This window comes from Sphingorhabdus lacus (genome assembly GCF_009768975.1).
Lineage (GTDB): Bacteria > Pseudomonadota > Alphaproteobacteria > Sphingomonadales > Sphingomonadaceae > Sphingorhabdus_B > Sphingorhabdus_B lacus.
The window spans coordinates 3,371,374-3,390,517 of the sequence record NZ_CP035733.1; the positions used below are offsets into that span (position 1 = coordinate 3,371,374).

At 56.5% G+C, this 19,144-nt stretch carries 10 protein-coding genes; 7 read left to right on the forward strand and 3 right to left on the reverse strand.

Translation table 11 applies throughout. The features are described 5' to 3' along the window. Window positions 1-23 precede the first annotated feature (23 nt). The 4 genes from amaB (at window position 24) to EUU25_RS16180 (ending at window position 13,174) form a co-directional block, all read left to right on the forward strand. The gene (gene amaB, locus EUU25_RS16165) at window positions 24-1,538 is read left to right on the forward strand and encodes an L-piperidine-6-carboxylate dehydrogenase (RefSeq protein ID WP_343032372.1); all 1,515 of its coding nucleotides are present in this window, start codon (window positions 24-26) and stop codon (window positions 1,536-1,538) included. A gap of 16 nt (window positions 1,539-1,554) precedes the next feature. Then, complete coding sequence (locus EUU25_RS16170; protein WP_158902812.1) at window positions 1,555-3,021, forward strand: carotenoid oxygenase family protein; 1,467 nt, start codon at window positions 1,555-1,557, stop codon at window positions 3,019-3,021. A gap of 594 nt (window positions 3,022-3,615) precedes the next feature. Beyond that, window positions 3,616-11,871, forward strand: coding sequence for an autotransporter outer membrane beta-barrel domain-containing protein (locus EUU25_RS16175; RefSeq protein ID WP_158902814.1), 8,256 nt, complete (start codon window positions 3,616-3,618; stop codon window positions 11,869-11,871). Between the two features lie 169 nt (window positions 11,872-12,040). Then, the gene (locus EUU25_RS16180) at window positions 12,041-13,174 is read left to right on the forward strand and encodes a TIGR03032 family protein (RefSeq protein ID WP_158902816.1); all 1,134 of its coding nucleotides are present in this window, start codon (window positions 12,041-12,043) and stop codon (window positions 13,172-13,174) included. A 32-nt stretch (window positions 13,175-13,206) separates the two neighbouring features. Here EUU25_RS16180 and EUU25_RS16185 read toward each other — a convergent pair whose 3' ends face one another. Both EUU25_RS16185 and EUU25_RS16190 read right to left on the reverse strand, forming a co-directional pair. Continuing rightward, window positions 13,207-13,578 carry a hypothetical protein gene (locus EUU25_RS16185; RefSeq protein ID WP_158902818.1) on the reverse strand — a complete coding sequence of 124 codons (372 nt, stop codon included), beginning with the start codon at window positions 13,576-13,578 and terminating at the stop codon, window positions 13,207-13,209. A 533-nt stretch (window positions 13,579-14,111) separates the two neighbouring features. Further along, window positions 14,112-14,732: a TetR/AcrR family transcriptional regulator gene (locus tag EUU25_RS16190; protein ID WP_158902820.1), complete on the reverse strand. Its 621-nt coding sequence runs from the start codon at window positions 14,730-14,732 to the stop codon at window positions 14,112-14,114. 80 nt (window positions 14,733-14,812) lie between these two features. Here EUU25_RS16190 and EUU25_RS16195 point away from each other — a divergent pair, with 80 nt between their 5' ends. Genes EUU25_RS16195 through mhpA form a run of 3 tightly spaced genes read left to right on the forward strand, consistent with a single transcriptional unit; the run spans window position 14,813 to window position 18,114 of the window. Continuing rightward, window positions 14,813-15,832 carry a VOC family protein gene (locus EUU25_RS16195; protein ID WP_158902822.1) on the forward strand — a complete coding sequence of 340 codons (1,020 nt, stop codon included), beginning with the start codon at window positions 14,813-14,815 and terminating at the stop codon, window positions 15,830-15,832. Then, complete coding sequence (locus EUU25_RS16200) at window positions 15,829-16,668, forward strand: fumarylacetoacetate hydrolase family protein (RefSeq protein ID WP_158902824.1); 840 nt, start codon at window positions 15,829-15,831, stop codon at window positions 16,666-16,668. The genes EUU25_RS16195 and EUU25_RS16200 overlap by 4 nt, the downstream gene beginning before the upstream one ends. A 3-nt stretch (window positions 16,669-16,671) precedes the next feature. Continuing rightward, window positions 16,672-18,114: a bifunctional 3-(3-hydroxy-phenyl)propionate/3-hydroxycinnamic acid hydroxylase MhpA gene (mhpA, locus tag EUU25_RS16205; RefSeq protein ID WP_158902826.1), complete on the forward strand. Its 1,443-nt coding sequence runs from the start codon at window positions 16,672-16,674 to the stop codon at window positions 18,112-18,114. A gap of 28 nt (window positions 18,115-18,142) precedes the next feature. On the opposite strand, the gene EUU25_RS16210 is transcribed toward mhpA, so the two are convergent. Beyond that, window positions 18,143-19,060 (reverse strand): LysR family transcriptional regulator, encoded by a 918-nt coding sequence (locus tag EUU25_RS16210; protein ID WP_158903511.1) that lies wholly within the window; start codon window positions 19,058-19,060, stop codon window positions 18,143-18,145. Window positions 19,061-19,144 lie beyond the last annotated feature (84 nt).

Here is a 19,144-nt window from a genome sequence, read left to right on the forward strand (position 1 = left end):
TAAGACCCTGAAACAAGTTCAGGGTGACGAAGGTGAGAACGGGTGTGACATTGGTAAAGAAGGAAGTTGAAGGATTGCTGAAACGCCTGGGCGCGTCAGCATGTGGTAACCTTGCCGTCCACACCCCAATAGACGGCAGCCAGATCGGCTCGGTGTCGATTGCCTCGCCAGCCGACATTGAATCCTCCATCGCCGCGTCGCACGACGTTTTCCTCGAATGGCGCACGGTACCCGCACCGCGCCGTGGCGAATTGGTGCGCCTTTTCGGCAATGCGTTGCGGGACCATAAGGACAGCCTTGCGCGCCTTGTCACCATCGATTGCGGCAAGCCCCTGTCCGAAGGCTTGGGCGAAGTGCAGGAGATGATCGACATTTGCGACTTCGCCGTCGGCCTTTCGCGGCAGTTGCACGGGCTGACCATCGCCAGCGAACGTCCCGGCCACCGGATGATGGAGCAATGGCATCCGCTGGGACCGACGCTCGTTATTTCGGCGTTCAACTTCCCCGTTGCGGTCTGGGCATGGAATGCCGCGCTTGCGCTGGTCTGCGGCAACAGCGTTATCTGGAAACCGTCGGAAAAAACCCCGCTGACCGCTCTCGCCGTTCAGGCCATTTTTGAACAAGCCGTGCGCGCTTTTGGCGATGCGCCGGAGCATCTTTCCCAGGTTGTGCAGGGCGGACGCGATGTCGGTGCCACGCTTGTCGCCGACCCGCGCATCGCGCTCATTTCCGCAACGGGCAGCACGGCAATGGGGCGCACAGTTGGGCAGGTGGCAGCCGGCCGCTTTGCCCGGTCCATCCTCGAACTCGGCGGCAACAACGCCGCAATCATCAGCGACAAGGCCGATGTGGCGCTTGCCCTGCGCGGGGTGTTGTTTTCGGCCTTTGGCACAACGGGACAGCGCTGCACCAGTTTGCGGCGGCTCTTTGTGCATGACAGCCTTTACGACAGCTTCGTCCCCGCGCTGAAGGCGGCTGCGGCTTCAATGCCCATCGGCGATCCGCTGGACAGCGCACATCTTGCCGGACCGTTGATTGACGAGGCAGCCCTGACCGCGATGCAGGCGGCGCTTGAGGAAGCAAAAGCCCTTGGCGGCATTCTGTCCGGCGGGGAGCGCCTGCCGGGGAACGGCGTCTATGTTCGCCCGGCGGTTGTGGAGATGGCCGCACAGGTAGGCCCGGTGCTGCGCGAAACATTCGCTCCCATCCTTTACGTGATGCGCTACACCGATCTGGACGCGGCAATCGCGTTGCAAAATGCGGTGGGCGCGGGTCTGTCCTCTTCGATCTTCTCGACTGATGTGCGCGAATGCGAGCGCTTCCTGTCTGCTTCGGGCAGCGACTGCGGCATTGCCAATGTCAACATCGGCACATCGGGCGCGGAAATTGGCGGGGCATTCGGCGGTGAAAAGGAAACCGGCGGCGGACGCGAGTCCGGGTCGGACGCTTGGAAAGCCTATATGCGCCGGGCCACCAACACGATCAATTATTCGAACGAACTGCCGCTTGCGCAAGGTGTGACTTTTGACCTAGGCTGACGGGCAGGAGAGACCTATGCTTGTCGAAAAATTGCCGCCGGTAAAGGCCACGCTGCAGCCCAGTAATCATCCTTATCTGAACGGGGCGTGGACCCCGCAGCATGAGGAGGTGAGCGCCTTTGACCTTGACGTGATCGAAGGGGCCATTCCCGACGATATTGACGGCATCTATCTGCGCAACACCGAAAACCAGTTGCATCAGCCACTTGGCCGTTATCACCCCTTTGATGGCGACGGTATGATCCACCAGATTGACTTTTCAGGTGGCAAGGCAAGTTACCGCAACCGTTTCGTCCGCACCCGCTGCTTCGCGGCGGAGCAGGACGCGGGCGGCTCGCTTTGGGGCGGGCTGATGGACCGCACCGGCACCTCCAAGCGCCCCGGCTTCGGTGCGCATGGCGGCCTCAAGGATTCGTCCAGCACCGACATTATCGTCCATGCCGGCAAGGCCGTGTCGACCTTTTACCAATGTGGGGAGGGTTATGTTCTCGACCCCGAAACGCTGGATCAGTCGGGCGTCGCATCCTGGGTTCCGCTTGATGGTATTTCAGCACATCCCAAGGTCGATGAACGCACGGGCGAGCTTCTGTTTTTCAACTATTCGAAGCACGCGCCTTATATGCATTATGGCGTCGTCGGTCCGGATGGGAAACTGGCGCATTATGTTCCTGTTCCCTTGCCGGGGCCACGCCTTCCGCACGATATGATGTTCACGCCGAACTGGTCCATCCTGTGCGACTTTCCGCTGTTTTGGGACGAAGAATTGTTGAAGCGCGATGTGCACGTCACGCGCCTTCACGAAGGGATGCCATCCCGCTTTGCGCTGATCCCGCGCTATGGCCAGCCCGAAGACATTCGCTGGTTCGAAGCCGACCCCACATTCGTCCTGCATTTCATCAACGCCTATGAAGAGGGTGATGAAGTCATCCTCGACGGCTATTTCGAAGAAGACCCTTATCCGCCGCCCATCGAAAGCGCAGGCGAATATGCGCATATGATGGCCTATGTGGATGAGCATAGCTTCAAACCGAAGCTGCACCGCTGGCGCTTCAATCTGGCGGACGGGACCACGAAAGAAGAACGGCTTGACGACCGCATTCTCGAATTCGGGATGATGAACCAGCGCTTTCTGGGTCTTCCTTACCGCTATGCCTATAGCACCACGTCGAAGCCGGGCTGGTTCCTCTTCAATGGTTTTGTGAAGCATGATCTGGAAGCCGGTGCGTCCGAACAGGTGATGCTGGAGGATGGTCGTTACGGCAGCGAAGCCCCCTTCGCCCCGCGCACCGACGCAAAGGACGAGGATGACGGCTATCTGGTCAGTTTCGTTATCGACGAAAACCGCGGCACGTCGGAATGTATCCTGATCGACTGCAAACGGTTTTCCGAAGGCCCCATCTGCCGCATCGCTTTGCCGCATAAAATATCAAGTGGCACCCACGCCCATTGGGTCGAGCGGCAAGATTTGCGGAAATACGGTTGAGGGTTACAATACCCTCCCGACCGCGGGAAGAGGGGAGCATATTTCACCCTCCCGTCACCCTGAACACCCAACCCCGTCACCCTGAACTTGTTTCAGGGTCTTAGTACTTCGGCGTTGAAAAATAAGACCCTGAAACGCAGTCACCGGAGGTGAAATAAATTGTGCTCTGCACGCCTTCGGCTCAAGGATGACGGCGTTTGAAAACTCTCTCCGCGAACTCCGCGAACTCTACGTGAACCTGATACCATCGCTTTTCCGGTTCACGTAGAGTCCGCGGAGTTCGCGGAGAAATTAGAATAAAGCCTTCGCGCCTTCGCGCGAACCAATCCCTTTCCTCCTTATTCCCTTTTTCCTTCTGACGGAAAATAGTAGCCTTATTCCCCTCCCGCAAGCGGGAGGGGAATAAGGCGCACGATCGCCGCACCTCCCAAAAATTCCCCCTTTCCATCAACGACAACCCGCGAACGCGTCGCTTTTCCGGCGGGCACCTAAACGCGTCAAGTTGACATACATAGTCATGCTATCTAATAACCATAGCATTACTATCTTTAAACCACGTCAATTCCGACCCCAAGTTTAGGAAAAGAAAAGCAAATGAATATCGAATCAAAAGCGCGCGCCGGCTTCACCTCCATCATGCTTCGCGGAGGTCGCATGACAAAATGGAAGGGTCAGGTCGCCAGCTATGCGCCGCAAGTCGGTCATTTGCAGTCTGTTTCGGTCGCCGCGATGGCCGCCGCCCTCGCCTTTGGCGGTGCGATGGCGGTGCCTTCGGAGGCGCAGGCTCAGGATGTGACGGTCGTTGTCGACAGCGGGGCGCCTGCTCCGGTTGCTGAAGTCAACAATGGAGATGGCGCTCTGATCATACGCGCAACCGTGCCGGTCACCGGCGTGGAGGCGACCAATGCGGCCAGCGCCACGGACCTCGACATTGAAACAGATGACATCACAAGTCCATCGAACGGAGTCCTGGCGACCAATAACGGGTCGGGTCTGACGTCCGTCAACACCACCGCAGGTGTGGTGAGCGCGACGGGCGGGAGCGGTATTAGCGTCAAGACGTTCGGTAACGGTCTGGATATCAATGCGGGTCAGGTAAGTGGCTCAAACATGGGCATCTCGGCCGAGAATGTCGGTTTGGGTGTGACCAATGTCACGGCGACCGGACCGATATCCGGCGGCTTTTCACATGGCGTCAGCGTCTTCACCGATGGATTGACGAGCGACATCAACGTCAATGTTGCGGATGTGAGCAGTGGTGAAAAAGCGATCACTGTCACACGAAACGGTGGTGGCCCCGGCGACATCAACATTACATCCACCGGCACGTTGAATTCATTTGCACTGGGCAATATTTCCACGGTCGGCGTTGACGCGAGCATTCAAGCGGACACGGCGCAGGGCAATATCAACATTGATGTCGCCAACATCGTGGCTGGCGCGGGCATTGTGACGAAGAATTTTGCGGAAGGCGGCACCTCCATTGCATCGTCTGGCACGATCACCTCAACGGCGGGTTCGGGCGTTCATGTTGTCCAGGGTGGCCAAGGTTTCGACGTCAATATCGACGTGAATGATGTCAACGCAAAGACGGTCGGCATCGTCGCTCAGAATTTCGGCGGTGGTGATGTGGTCATCGACGCCCATGATGTGACCGGCGGCACAGGCGGGATCAGCGGCTTTGTAAATGGCGGTGGTACGATCTCGATCACGACGACCGGGACCGTCAACGGTGGCGCGGACGGGGATGGCATAGCTGTCACCGCCGCAGCTGGTCAAACGTTGCCCACCCCCATTTCCATTTTCTCGGCTTCGTCCGGTGGTTTCGGCATTTTGGCGAATGAACCTATCGTCAACATCAATGTCGGCACGGTGACCGGTGGAGAAAATGGCATTGCTGTCACAAACGAAGAACCAGGTGACACCCTGATCACATCAACTGGAAAAGTTACAGGACAGAAGCTCGTTGGGGTCAGCGCCATCAACGGTGTTGACGCGATCAATTTGACCATCGATCTTGTCGATGTCGAAGGCAACACTTACGGTGTCTATGCCATCAACAATGGCATTGGGGCGAGCGTCCTTAGCGTGACCGGAACCGCTACGGGCAATTCGCGAGATGGCATTCACGCCGAAAACAACGGGTCGACGGGCGATTTGTCGGTCACTGCCAATATTGTTTCCGGCGGAAGGGATGGCATTGAGGCCATCAACAACGGCAATGGCGTTTCGACAATCATCATCAACGGGATCGTCGATGGCAAAAATGGCGACGGCATTCGCGCCATTAACAATGGTGACACGCAGGGACTGTCGGTTTTTTCGAACGACATATCCGCTACCGCCTCCATCACGGGCAGCAACTACGGCATTTTCGCGCAGAATGAGGGCTCGAACGGAACCGTCATCAACGTCGCCGGCCTTGTCAAAGGCACAGCCAGTAATGGAATCTATGTCTACAATGGCGCGAATACTTCGACGTTAGAAATTACCGCGAACAATGTCGAAGGTGCGTTGGATGCCATTAAAGCGATTAATAAAGGCACGGACAACACAACCATCACTCTGAACGGGAGCGTAACTGGCGGAGCGGGCTATAACGGCATCTACGCGACGAACGCAGCTTCGGCGAAGGATTTGACGATCACGTCGACCGCCCTGTCGGTTGCAGGCGCTGCGACAGTGGAGGGTGACGTCAATGGCATCCTTGCGGTCAATGACGGCGTGGGTGGTTCGACCACCGTGTTGAGCCTGGGCAAAGTTGTCGGCACGACCGCCAGCGGCATCGACGTGGTGAACGAGGTAGGCACAGTTGATCTGTCGGTCACGGCCAATGATGTCGAAGGCGCTTTGAACGCGATCAAGGCGATCAACAACGGCACCGGCGATACCAGTGTGACGCTGACAGGCACTGCGACCGGTGGGGCTGGTTTCAACGGTATCAACGTCACCAATGACTCAACCGCGCGCAATCTTTTGGTCAACGCGACGAAGCTTGCGGTGGCCGACGCGAATGGTGTGGTCGCAGCGACGGTTCAGGGCGGTGACAACGGTATCCTTGCGGTGAACAATGGCACGGGCTTCACCACTGTGAAGGCCGCCGGAAAGATTGTCGGAACCACTGGCAACGGCGTTGAGGTCAGCAATGCAGCGGTGGGCACCGCCGATCCGGCGACCGGCAATGTGCTGAGCGTGGAAGTGAACGACGTCGATGGCGCACAAAATGGTATCTTTGCGATCAACAATGGCACCGGCAATGCGCTTGTAAAGGCTACCGGTACGGTAACAGGCACGGCCGGTAACGGGATCAGCCTGGCCAATAACCAGAATGGTCTTGATATGACCATTGAAGCCAACAACGTAACGGGTGGTTTGATCGGCATCTCGGCGGTCAACAACGCAAAGGGCGCAACCAATGTTACCGCGACCGGCGCTGTGACCGGGCAGGCCGCTGAAGGTATCCGCGCATCGAACGTTGCAAGTGGCACCAACATCAAGGTGGACGCACTTGGCGATGTGTCCGGTAACACGGCGGGCATATTGGTCGACAATGATGGCAGCGGCTTCTTTCTGGTCAAAGTAGGCGGCAACGTCACCGGCGGGGCGGCCTTCAGCGGCATCAGCGCCGACAACGCGACGACCGCGAAAGACCTGACCATCACCGCCACCAATGCGAACGCAACGATTGAGGGCGGCTATAACGGCATCCGCGCGATCAACCGTGGCGTCGGTGGATCGACCACGGTCTCGGCAGCTGGCACAGTGGTAGGGACAAGCAATGCAGGCATCTTTGCATCAAATGAGGTCAACACCCTCAACCTGACCGTCAACGCCAACAATGTCACCGGCGGCACCGACGGCATCTTTGCCGAGAATAAGGGTACAGGCTTTACGACTGTGACAGCCAGCGGAGCAGTCACTGGTGGTGTGAACGGGAACGGCATCTACGCGACGAACGCGGCTTCGGCGAAGGATCTCACCATCTCGTCTACCGCTTTGTCGGTTGCAGGTGCTGCGACCGTGCAGGGCGGTGTAAACGGTATCCTTGCGGTCAATGACGGCGTGGGTGGTTCGACCTCTGTTACAGCTGCCGGTAAAGTTGTAGGCCGGTCGTACAACGGTATCGACGCCACGAACAACACTGGCACAGTTGACCTTACCATTACTGCGGCAGATGTTTCTGGCGCTTCAACCGGCATATTGGCTTTGAACTATGGTTCTGGCGCAACCACCGTTATCTCGACAGGCACGGTAACGGGTACCGATGAAGACGGCATCGTCGTTTATGGCAGCGGTGCTGGAGATATTACTGTTCGATCTGTCAATGTGTCGGGTGAAGAAGGTATTGATGTCACCAATTTTGGAAATGGGTCGTCAACCTTCATTACGTCGACCGGCAACGTCGAAGGCAAAGAATTAAACGGTATCTATGCCTACAACTCCGCAGCGGCGAAGAATCTGACTATCGCTGCGGTTAATGTGAGCGGTTTGAGTAACGGTATCTTCGCCGAAAACCAGGGCACTGGTTCAACAACAATAACCGTAAGCGGCAATGTAACGGGCGGTGCTGATGACAATGGCGTCTATGCAACGAACGCTGCATCAGCAAAGGATCTGACGATCAATGCGACGAAGCTTGCGGTTGCGGATGCAACTGGCGTGTTGATACCTACGATATTAGGAGGTGAATACGGTATACTCGCTAAAAACTACGGCCTTGACGGGTCAACGAATATAACGGTTGCCGGTGCTGTTGTTGGCTCAGTAAGTGACGGTATTCGCGCGACAAACTATAGCGGCGCGAAAGACATTATCATATTTGCAAATAGTGTCACAGGCGGTGACAACGGAATTATTGCAGAGATGGAAAGTGGAGCTGTCGGCGAGATAAATGTTACTGCACTTGGTGAGGTGATCGGGACATTGAATAACGGCATTGATCTCACAAATGACAATGCTTCTACCAATCTGATTGTCACAGCAAACAAGGTGACCGGTGGCGGTACCGGAGTGTTCGTACAGAATAGTGGCATAGGTTTTACGCAATTGACGTTGACTGGCGATGTGCGTGGCGCAGATTTTGGCATAAGCGCGACGAACGCGGCGACCGCAAAAGATCTGACAATTAATGCAACGAACGCGGCTGCGACGATTACAGGAGGAGGTTTCGCTGGTATCCGCGCGGTCAATGACGGCGTCGGTGGTTCCACCAACGTGTCGAGCCTGGGCAAGGTTGTCGGCACGACCGGCAGCGGCGTCGATGCCACCAACGAGGTAGATACCCTCAACCTGACCGTCAGTGCCAATGATGTCACTGGCGGCACCATAGGCATCAACGCGTCGAACAAGGGAACCGGCTCTACTCTGGTTAAATCGACGGGTCTTGTCAGTGGCGCAAACGGCGAAGGTATCTTGGCCGTGAATGAAGGGACCAGCCTGTCGATTGATGCGACGGATGTTACCGGTTCAGCTGATGCAATCGATGCGACAAATAATGGCTCTGACTTTACCTCTATTGTTCTCAGAGGAAATGTGACCGCCGGACGCATTGGTGTAGATGTAAAGAATGCCGCAACTGCAAAGGATGTGACAATCATCGCCGCCAATCCAGCGGCTGTGATAACAGGTGCCAATAACGGCATAGTCGTAAATAATTCCGGCAAAGATGCATCTACTTCAATCACTGTCGCGGGAGATGTAATTGGCACAAATCTGGCTGGCATAAATGTTCAAAACAATAGCGGGACAGCCAACCTCACCATCAATGCGGCCGATGTGAGCGGCGGCACCGATGGCATTTACAGCTTGAACGCCGGCACTGGATTTACGCGAATCACAACTTCTGGCGTGGTTGCAGGCGATAACAAAGGCATTAGCGCGAACAATCTTGCCTCGGCCAGTGACCTGACAATTAACGCACATATCGTGAGTGGTGAGAAAGCCATTATCGCCCTTAATCAGGGTACCGGATCGACTTCGGTGCGGACTACAGGTCTCGTCACAGGAACCGTTGGTAATGCAATATCCGTCACCAATCAGGCCTTGGCAGAGAGCCTTGCCATTGATGTGGTAGATGTCACGGCGAACGTCGAAAACGGTATTGACGCCATCAACAATGGTAAAGGCGTTACCGCATTGACCGTTCGGGGGGATGTTAACGCTGGCCGGATAGGGATTAACGTTCTCAATGCCGAATCTGCGAAAGATGTGACTATCGCTGCGGCTGATATCGCGACGTCGATCGTGGGAGCGAACAACGGTATAATTGTCACCAATTTCGGTCAGGGAGCATCTACCTCGATCGCTGTTGCTGGCAGTGTGGAGGGTACAAAACTTACCGGCATTACCGTTCAAAACAACATTGGCGCAGCTAACCTCACCATCAGCGCAAATAACGTGAAAGGTGGGACAGACGGCATATTCGCCATAAATCAAGGGACAGGTTCGACCGAGATTAAAACGTCCGGCGTGGTAGAAGGCGTTTTAAAGGGTATCTCGGTAAACAACTCGGCGTCGGCGAAAGATCTGACAATCAATGCAGCTAATGTGGCGGGCTCGATCACCGGGGGCGTCAACGGTATCCTGGCGTTGAACAACGGTATTGACGGATCGACCACCATCACGGCGGCCGGTACGGTTACAGGGACAACCAATGCGGGCATCTCTGCATCGAATGAAGTCAACAGTCTCAACCTGACCATCAATGCCAACAACGTCACAGGCGGGACCGACGGGCTTGTCGCGTTCAACGGAGGCAAAGGCGCAACCACGCTGGATGCTAAGGGCGACATCAAGGGTGTGCGCGATGGTGTGCATATTGAAAATGCCGCCACTGCGTCGACACTAACGGTATCGGTGAAGAATGTAACCGGCGGTATCGATGGCCTGGATGTCATCAACGACGGCACAGGAGCATCGACCGTTTCAATCAGCGGAAAAGTTGCTGGCGGAACGGGCGTGGGCGTGGCGACGACCAGCAAGGCTGGCAAGTTGACGACCATAAATCTTGCAGCGACAGCGGATGTTTCCGCAACGTCCGGAAATGCCATCACCAACGATCTGGGTGATAGCGTTCTGAACGTTGCAAATGGCGCCGTCATCACAGGTACTGTTCGTCTCGGCGACGGAAGCGATACGGCGAACATCCTGCTTTCGAGCACGGCCGCGTTCGCCGGGGTTACCGCGCTGGATGGTGGGGACAATTTTGCTGCTGCGGATGGTTTTGTGGACACGCTCAACTTGAACGGTGCAGGAAGTTTTGACCTGGTCGGTGCGCGTGTAACAAATTGGGAGTTGATCAATTTCAATGCGGGAACTGTCGGCTTCAGCGATGCGCTGATCACCGCCGGGGCGCTGAATGTGAACAACGGTGCCACCCTCAACGCTGCAAACAGCCTGGTCGCAACGGCAAATGTCAATGTCGCGTCCAACGGTACGTTGCTGGTGGGCAACGTGAGTGGCAACAGCAATGCACGCATTGTCGGCGATTTTACGAGCGCCGGATTAGTCAATCTCAGCGGTACGGTTGGCAAAGCAGGCGACAAGTTGAATGTCACTGCGAACTTCACCGGTGCAAATGGGCGAGTGCGCTTGGATACTGTGCTCGATGGTGACAATTCGCCGACAGATACACTCAATATTGCCGGTAATGCCATCGGCAGCACCCTGATTGTCGTCAAAAATGTGGGCGGCACAGGGGGTCTGACCCTCGGCGATGGTATCAAGCTCGTTCAGGTTGGTGGGAAGTCCGACCAAACAGCATTCCGATTGCTCGACGAAAACGTTCAGGCGGGCGGCTTCCGCTATGGTCTGTTCCTCGGCGGCATCGCTGACCCCAATGACCAGGATTGGTATCTGCGCACCACAGGTCTCAGCGATGTTGCCGCAACCACCCTTTCGTTCGCACGGTTGAGCGATGATATCGCAATGACCTTCCTGGGCACCTTGCACGAGCGCGTTGGTGAGCAAGAGCATCTTGCGAAACGCGGATATAGTGGCGGCGCGATGAGCGGGTTGTGGGGACGGTTCGTCGGCAAAGGCTTCCGTGAACGTCTCTCTTCGCGCATATTGGGTGATGTGAAGTCCAACGGGTCCATTACGGGTCTGCAGATGGGTCTTGATATCGTCCGCAATATCAAGGGCGACGGCTCTGCGACATTTGCCGGCATCTATGCGGGCCATGCCGATGGAAGTTCGTCCGACCAGAATGTCTTCCGCGGAACCGCTCGTCAGTCGGGTACTTCGAAAAGCGATGGTTGGCTGGCCGGCATCTATGGAACCCACTATGCTCCGTCGGGATGGTACGCCAATGCTGTGATCCAGTCGAACTGGCTCGATGCCAAGGCGATCGGCCGGAACGGTACGACGCTGGAGACAGACGGTCGCACGTGGCTGGGATCTGTGGAACTGGGTAAAGCGCTGAAGCTGGCAGAGCGTGCCGAGTTCGAAACGCAAGTCCAGTTGATCTATGGCAACACCAAGTTCGACACCGCTCTCGACAGCAGCGGGGCCGAAAACAGGGTTGATATCGAAAACAGCCTGATCGGCCGTGTCGGTTTCCGCCTCAAGACCACCAAAGGCGAAAAATATAACGCTGAAGGCGGCTTGTTCAGTGGGTACCTCAAGGCGAACCTGTGGCACAATCTGTCGGGCGCTGATGTGGAGCTGACCAATGCAGGTCAATCGGTCGGCGGTTTTGAGCCCAAAAAGACATGGGTCGATGCGGGTCTTGGAACCACGCTGACAATGTCGAAAAACACAGAGCTGTTTTTCGATGCGGATGTGGATTTCGGTCTCGACCAGAAAACCACCGCCGGAACCGGAAAAGTAGGTCTGCGGATCAACTGGTAATCGCAAATGCAGTTGGCGGAGTGCTTCGGGCGCTCCGCCAAATGCTGCGTGACTGGCACGTAAACACGACATTGCGCCGATGACCCGATTGCGACGGGCGCGGCATCAGGAAGCATTTTCCAACTGGGGAGCTGTGCCGGCTGGCAGGCTGATGAATAGGAGACCCGAGATGAAGAACACGACCAAGAAAAAATCAGAGGGCGCAAGCACGCCGCAACCTGTGACGTCCGAAAGTTCGTCCCCGGAATCGAACAGTATCAAATATTCGCAATCCGGTGGCCTCGTCGCCTTGCTGGCGCGGTTGAACATTTCGGTTGCGTTCACATCCTATCAGTCTGGTCTCCTCTATCTTCTGGGACGGAACAACCAGGGCGCCCATCTGCACCAGACGGGGATTCCCAAGCCGATGGGCCTGTCATTTGACGAGGGCATATTGTCCCTGTCATCGGGGTTCCAGATCATGTCGTTCCAGAATCCGCTGGCGCCGCATGAGCGTGTGAATAATCTCTTCGATGCTTGCTTCGTGCCGCGGGAAGTGCACATGACGGGCCTGTTGGATGCGCATGATGTTGGCGTCACGAGCGATGGCAGTGTGGTGTTCGTCAACACGCAGTTCAATTGCCTCGCCACTCCGGATCCGCGGCACAGCTTCAAGATGCTCTGGAAACCCGCCTTCACCAAAGAGCTGGTCAAGGAAGATCGGTGCCATTTGAACGGCCTCGCGATGCAGAATGGCGCGCCGGCTTATGTGACGGCGGTGAGCAAATCGGATACGATCGACGGCTGGCGGGACCGGCGGGCGAGCGGGGGCATTGTCATCGACGTCGCCAAGAACAAGGTCATATGTAACGACCTGTCGATGCCGCATTCGCCGCGGATGCATAAGGGCGAGCTGTGGGTCCTGAACTCCGGAAAGGGCGAGATCGGTGTCGTTGAAGGCGCTACGTCGGGCAAGGGCAAGTTTGTGCCGCGCGCATTCTGCCCCGGCTTTGTGCGGGGGCTGGCGTTTTACGAGGACTATGCCTTTGTCGGCCTGTCCAAGCCCCGTTATGAACGGTTCGAAGGCCTGGCGCTGGACGAGCGTTTGAAGGAAGCCGACAGCGAACCCTGGTGCGGTATTCAGGTCATTGATACGAAAAGCGGGACATGCGTCGAGTGGTTCCGCATCGATGGCGCGGTGGCCGAACTTTATGATGTGGAAATTCTGCCGGGCATCGCTTGCCCCATGGCGCTAAGTCCTTCTTCGCCGGAAATCATGAATTTCCTGACATGGGAAGGCAGCAGCTTGGCTGTTGCGGGATAGGGTCTTGCCAATCGTTCGGTAAATCCGGCGGCCTAGGCCGCTGGAAAACCGTACCAAAGATAAAGCCAGAACAGGCCGGCAACCAACCCGTTGGAAAGGCCGAACTCAGCCATCGCCTTTCGCGACAGCTTTTCCGCTTTATACAGCGCAAGGCTCAGCACGCACGCCCAGCTTTTGAGTGCCGCCCCGAAAATCAGGAACGGCCACACAAATTCGGGTTTGAAGAACAGATAGAGGTAAAACAGGCCGAAGGTTAAAGCCGTGCCCGACACGAACAGCCGCAGCTGCCAATAATCGTCCGGCCCCGAAACTCTGTGCATTCCCCGCAAGGATGAGATGAACAGATTGACCGCACCATAACCATTTAAGGCAGCGCCCGCGATCAACACATAATTTAAGGGCATCCAACATTTCCAATCGGCACCAATATTTCGGATTCCCATAAAAAAACGGATGGCAGACATCGCGAGATATCATGCCATCCGAGTTTGGGTACGATCACTAGGAAGGTGAATGAACCTGCGCTCATTCGGATCGACCAGCCCGTCATGGAAATAATGGGGAACCATGACGGGCTGGATTGACACTGCCATTTTCAAACACCGCAAAACGGTCCCGAAGTTGACGTTGCCAAATCTCAAAAGTCCTAAGAAAACAGCCTTGGCCTGCAGACCTCCTCTGTCTGATGCCGTATGTACATAGCGTTGCTAGGTTTGTAAATATAGTGACGCTACGAAAAATAAAATATTCGCGAAATTCTTCCGTCTAATTTCAGAGAGATAGCGCGAAGCTGCAGAGAATATGATTTCCCGCCCTCAAATTGGGCTCAAAAATCCCCGAAAACCGACGAATCACGCCGGAAAATGCAAAGGATCAGAAGTCGGTTGGCACGCCCGAACATATACCGGCATCCTAAACGAGGCTGCCCCGTGAACGCCTATCGGCTCGCCAGTTTCAACGCGGTGCCGCTTTTTACACCCAACCCCGTCAGGCCTAAAATGATCATGTCCGATATCCGCCGGTCGGCGTCGGCACGTTCCAGACGTCTCTCAACAAGATTGGCCATAAGAATTTGGCACAATCCGAGCCAGTAGAGCACGCCGCTACCCTCTGCCTCAGGTCGCACAAGACCTGCATCGACCGCCGCCCTGAAATCATGAACCAGGCCCTGGTTGAGCGGGTGGTCACGCGCGGTTGAACTTGCGTTACTGCGCAACAACACGGCGGTGCGCTTGGGATTGTTGCGTGCAAAGTCAGCCGCAACGCGCATGCCTCCTGCGATGCGCTTAACGGGGTCCGTCACGTCCGCATTGGCCCGCGTCACCATTGCTTCGAGTTCGACGCGCACTTCGGACGCGATGGCTTCGGCAAAAACCTGTTTGTCGGGAAAATGGTTGAAGAAACTCCCTTTGGCGACCCCGGCACGGGCAACCACTTCATCAATGGCGATCGCATCAATCGGACGTTCGACCAGCAGTTCGAAACCGGCCGCGATCAAGGCGGCGCGTGTTCGTGCGGCACGCGGAGATATGTTGAGGGGTTCGGGATGACTGGCCATTGCCGGATATTAGTTGACTAGATAGTCAAGTGCAATCTATTTGACTAAAAAGTCAACTATGAGTCGGAGAGGGAGCCGGAATGGCGGTTATCAAGATCCAGGATATTGCGCATGTGCGTTTTGCCGCGCCCGACTTGGCCGTCATGCGCGCCTTTCTCGAAGATTTCGGCATGCATTGTTTCGAAGAAGGCGGCCGACTTTACGGCAAAGGCGCCGACGGTCGCCCCTTCGTCCATGCCACGCACAAGGGGGATGCCAAATTCCTCGCGGTCGGATTCCGTGCCGCCGATGTGGCAGACCTCGAAAAACTTGCTGCTTCAGAAGGCGTGCCGGTTGAGGACCTTAACGAACCGGGCGGCGGCAAGATTGTCCGGCTATCCGATCCGGATGGCTACAGCGTAGAAATTGTCGCGGGACAGGCAAAAGCAGCACCCACCCCGCCGCCGACCGACCCCTTGCGTAACAGTGCATTTGCCCAACCACGGCTGCGCGCGTCTGTCCGGCTTGACGCCGCCCCCGCCCATGTCCGCCGGATCGGCCACGCGGTCCTTAAAGTCCGAGACTTTCGTGCATCGGAAAAATGGTACAAGGACCGCTTCGGTTTCCTGACGTCGGACGAGGTCGAGGCGGCAAAGGATGTGCCGTTGGGCGCGTTCATGCGCTGCGACAGGGGGGATGAACCTTCCGACCATCACACACTGTTTTTGGCCCAATTGCCGGGCGAACTGGGCCTGCTTCATGCCGCGTTTGAGGTCAGCAACCTCGATGATCTGATGCTCGGTCACCAGCATCTGAAAGCCAGGAAGCATAAGCCTGCTTGGGGTGTAGGCCGACATATCATGGGCAGCCAGATTTTCGATTATTGGAAAGATCCGTTCGGCAACGAACTGGAACATTGGACAGATGGCGACCTTTTTACCGCAGCCGACCCGCCACAGAAAATGCCCATGAGCGCCTTGCTCGCCGTGCAATGGGGTAGTCCCCACCCGATGTTTGCCGGAAAGATGCCGCCACCGCCGGCTCTTATTGCTTTCTTCACCGCCCTTTCGATCCGCCTGAAACAGATGTTCACCCGCCAGCACAAAGGAACCGCCGCATGAAACTCGCTACCTACACAGCCAACGGACAAACCCGCACGGGCATCGTCGTCGGTGATGCGATTATCGACAGCGGTGTCGCGGGAACGATGATCGACCTCATCCGGGATTGGGATCACCACAAGGGCGATCTTGAAAAGAAAGCTGCGGCAGGCGGGGGTGTCCCGTTGACATCGGTGCGGCTTGAAGCACCTGTGCAACGTCCCGGCAAAATCTTCGCGATCGGACTCAATTACGCCGATCATATTGTTGAATCCAAAATGGAAACACCGCAGCGGCAGGTCTGGTTTACCAAGGCGCAAACCAGCGTCAACGGACCGTATGACGATATCGAGATCGCCAAAGGGACGATGACCAATGACTATGAGGTCGAACTGGTCGCCATCATCGGAAAAGGCGGCAAACATGTGAGCGCAGATGATGCTGCGGGCACCATTTTTGGCTATTGCGTCGGCAACGATGTGACCGAGCGGATGTGGCAGCATGGCGGGCCCCAATGGTCGCTGGGGAAAAGCTTCGATACCCATGCGCCCATGGGGCCATGGATCGTTACAGCAGATGAGGTCGACGACCCCCATAGCCTTGGCCTTCGTTGTTTCGTCAACGGCGAGCAACGCCAGAGTTCGAATACCGAACATCTCGTGTTCAACATCTGGAGCCAGATCGAGCATCTGTCCGTTGGTATGACGCTGGAGCCCGGCGATTGCCTGTTCACCGGGACACCCGGTGGTGTCGGTGCCGCCATGGATCCCCGCCAGTTCCTTCAGCCGGGCGATATCGTCCGCTGCGAAATTGACGGATTGGGCCATATTGAAGGCACCATGGTCGCGGAAGTCTAGGCAATGATGCTCGACTGCGATGTGCTGATTGCGGGCGGCGGTCCGACAGGCGTAACCTTGGCAATTCTGCTCGCAAAGCGCGGCATCTCGGTCATCGTTCTGGAAAAAGAGGCGGACATTTATCCGCTGCCCCGTGCCGCGCATATTGACCATGAAGGAATGCGCATATTGCAAGAAGCCGGTGCGGCCGATGATGTCATGGCGACAAGCCGCCGCGTTACCCGCTATGATTTCCTCAATGCCAAGGGCGACCTGCTGCTGCGGTTCACCGGATCCGATCGAACCGGACCCGGCGGGTGGCCGGCGGCAAATATGATCCATCAACCCAGCGTCGAGACTGCCTTACGCCGATCTCTGGCTTGCGAGACACTAGCAACGCTGCACAGCCGGTGGGAATTGACCAGTTTTCAGGACGAAAGCGATTTCGTCACCGCACAGATCAACACGCCGGATGGCGATCAGACAATCCGTGCGCGGTATCTTGTCGGTGCGGACGGTGCGCGTTCGCCCGTTCGCAAAATGTCGGGCATCCACTTTGACGACCTCCGCTTCGAAGAAGCGTGGCTCGTCGTCGATATGCTCGTGGACGACTATTTCAGGTTGCCCACCGCAAATTTGCAGATTTGCAATCCCGAGCGGCCAACGACCTGCGTGCTGATGGGGGAAGGGCGGCACCGTTGGGAATTCATGATCAAACCGAACGAAACGGCCGAACAGGTGAGCGACGACGCCTTCATCGAAAAGCTGATGGAACCCTGGGACGTCAAAGGCGCCGTGCGGTTGGAGCGCAAGGCGGTTTACACCTTCCGCGCGCGTATTGCCGAACATTGGCGCAAGGGACGCGTGCTCTTGGCGGGGGACGCGGCACATCAGACACCACCTTTTGCCGGGCAGGGGATGTGTTCCGGATTGCGTGATGCGGCTAATATCGCGTGGAAGCTGGCGGCGGTCGTAAAGGGTGAAGCGGATCCGAGGCTTCTGGATAGCTACCAGAAGGAACGTGCGCCGCATTTGCGTGCAACAATCGACATGGCGATCATGATGGGACGCATGGTCTGCACGACCAGCAAATGGTCAGCATTCATGCGCGATATGAAATTCAAACTGGGGCGGATGCTGGGCAAGCTTCCCGACGGACCGCCCGCCTATCCGCCGATAATGGAAGGGGCCATATTGGCGGGCAGCGAGGGCGCGGGCCGTTATTTTCCGCAACTCATGTCTGCAAACGGTGTACGCATCGACGATATTCTTGGAAATAGGCATTGGCTAATCGAACGCGACCGCCTGACCGAACCGGCTCTGGCGCCCTTTGGTCATTCGCTGTGCGAATGGCTTGATGCACACAATGCGGACGCCGTGCTCGTGCGCCCTGACCGGTATGTCTTCGGAACCGGTTCGCGCGACCAGTTACACGCGGCTTGGCAGAAAATGACCGGCACAGCCTGAGCCGCGATTTGCGCGTATGCGACGTCGCTTATGCGACCGAGGCGGTGGTAACGGCGGGATTCAGAAGTTCCGCATTTTGGCGGGTAATCTGCATCAGCCAGTTCTTGCCGGCCTTTATGCGCTCAAGCGAACGGTTATCCTTATGCGTGACCAACCAGAAATTCCGGTTGATCGTGCTTTCCGGAAATATCGATGTCAGTGTGTCATCCGTGTCGCCGATAAAGCATGGCAACACCCCAATGCCTGCGCCGACTGCGACCAGTCTGTGTTGTGCGATGATGCTCGACGAGCGGATATCGGGTGTCAGACCGGGTACGAGATCATCCAGATAGTTGAGTTCGGGCGCATAAACCAGGTCAGGAATATAGCCGATCAAATGATGCTCGTTCCCCAATTCCTTTAGCCGCGTTGGCTGACCGTTTCGGGCAAGGTAGTTTTTACTCGCATAGAGCCGCAATTGATAAGACGACAGTTTCTGCGCGATGACATGTCCGGCTTTAGGCCGTGACATGACGACAGCAATATCCGCCTCCCGTTTGGACGGACTTAAAAAACCACTACTGGCCACAATTTCCAATTGGAGTTCGGGGTAACGTTCCACAAATTGGGGGACATGCTGGGTCAGGAACCATGAGCCGAATCCTTCCGACACACTAATGCGCAACGTACCGCTCGGCCCGCTGCCCCGCGGTGCCGTCGGCTGGACAGCGTCGGCCGCCGCGGCCATAACTTCAATTGCGTTGAGCAACTTCTCCCCGGCCTGTGTCACGGCCTGCCCCTCGCGGGTCTGCTCGAACAGGGTGTAGCCGATCTGGCTTTCGAGCCTGCGGATACGGCGCCCTACGGTTGTGGCATCGACGCCCATTTTCTTTGCCGCCCGTGCGATTTGCCCGGTCTGCGCCACGACGATAAACGCCCGATAATCGTTCCAATCATTTACCTGCATAATTGCAGGTATCGCTAGCAATATTATATGTTGCCTGCAATTATAGATTGGCTCACATAGCAGCGAACTTATTCGAGAGAGGAT

Bases quoted from the DNA above. Each gene is read 5' to 3' on its own strand.
- EUU25_RS16195 (WP_158902822.1), top strand. From the start codon at position 14,813: ATGGCGGTTATCAAGATCCAGGATATTGCGCATGTGCGTTTTGCCGCG.
- EUU25_RS16190 (WP_158902820.1), bottom strand. From the start codon at position 14,732: ATGGCCAGTCATCCCGAACCCCTCAACATATCTCCGCGTGCCGCACGA.
- EUU25_RS16170 (WP_158902812.1), top strand. From the start codon at position 1,555: ATGCTTGTCGAAAAATTGCCGCCGGTAAAGGCCACGCTGCAGCCCAGT.
- EUU25_RS16185 (WP_158902818.1), bottom strand. From the start codon at position 13,578: ATGCCCTTAAATTATGTGTTGATCGCGGGCGCTGCCTTAAATGGTTAT.
- EUU25_RS16175 (WP_158902814.1), top strand. From the start codon at position 3,616: ATGAATATCGAATCAAAAGCGCGCGCCGGCTTCACCTCCATCATGCTT.
- EUU25_RS16210 (WP_158903511.1), bottom strand. From the start codon at position 19,060: ATGCAGGTAAATGATTGGAACGATTATCGGGCGTTTATCGTCGTGGCG.
- EUU25_RS16180 (WP_158902816.1), top strand. From the start codon at position 12,041: ATGAAGAACACGACCAAGAAAAAATCAGAGGGCGCAAGCACGCCGCAA.
- EUU25_RS16200 (WP_158902824.1), top strand. From the start codon at position 15,829: ATGAAACTCGCTACCTACACAGCCAACGGACAAACCCGCACGGGCATC.
- mhpA (WP_158902826.1), top strand. From the start codon at position 16,672: ATGATGCTCGACTGCGATGTGCTGATTGCGGGCGGCGGTCCGACAGGC.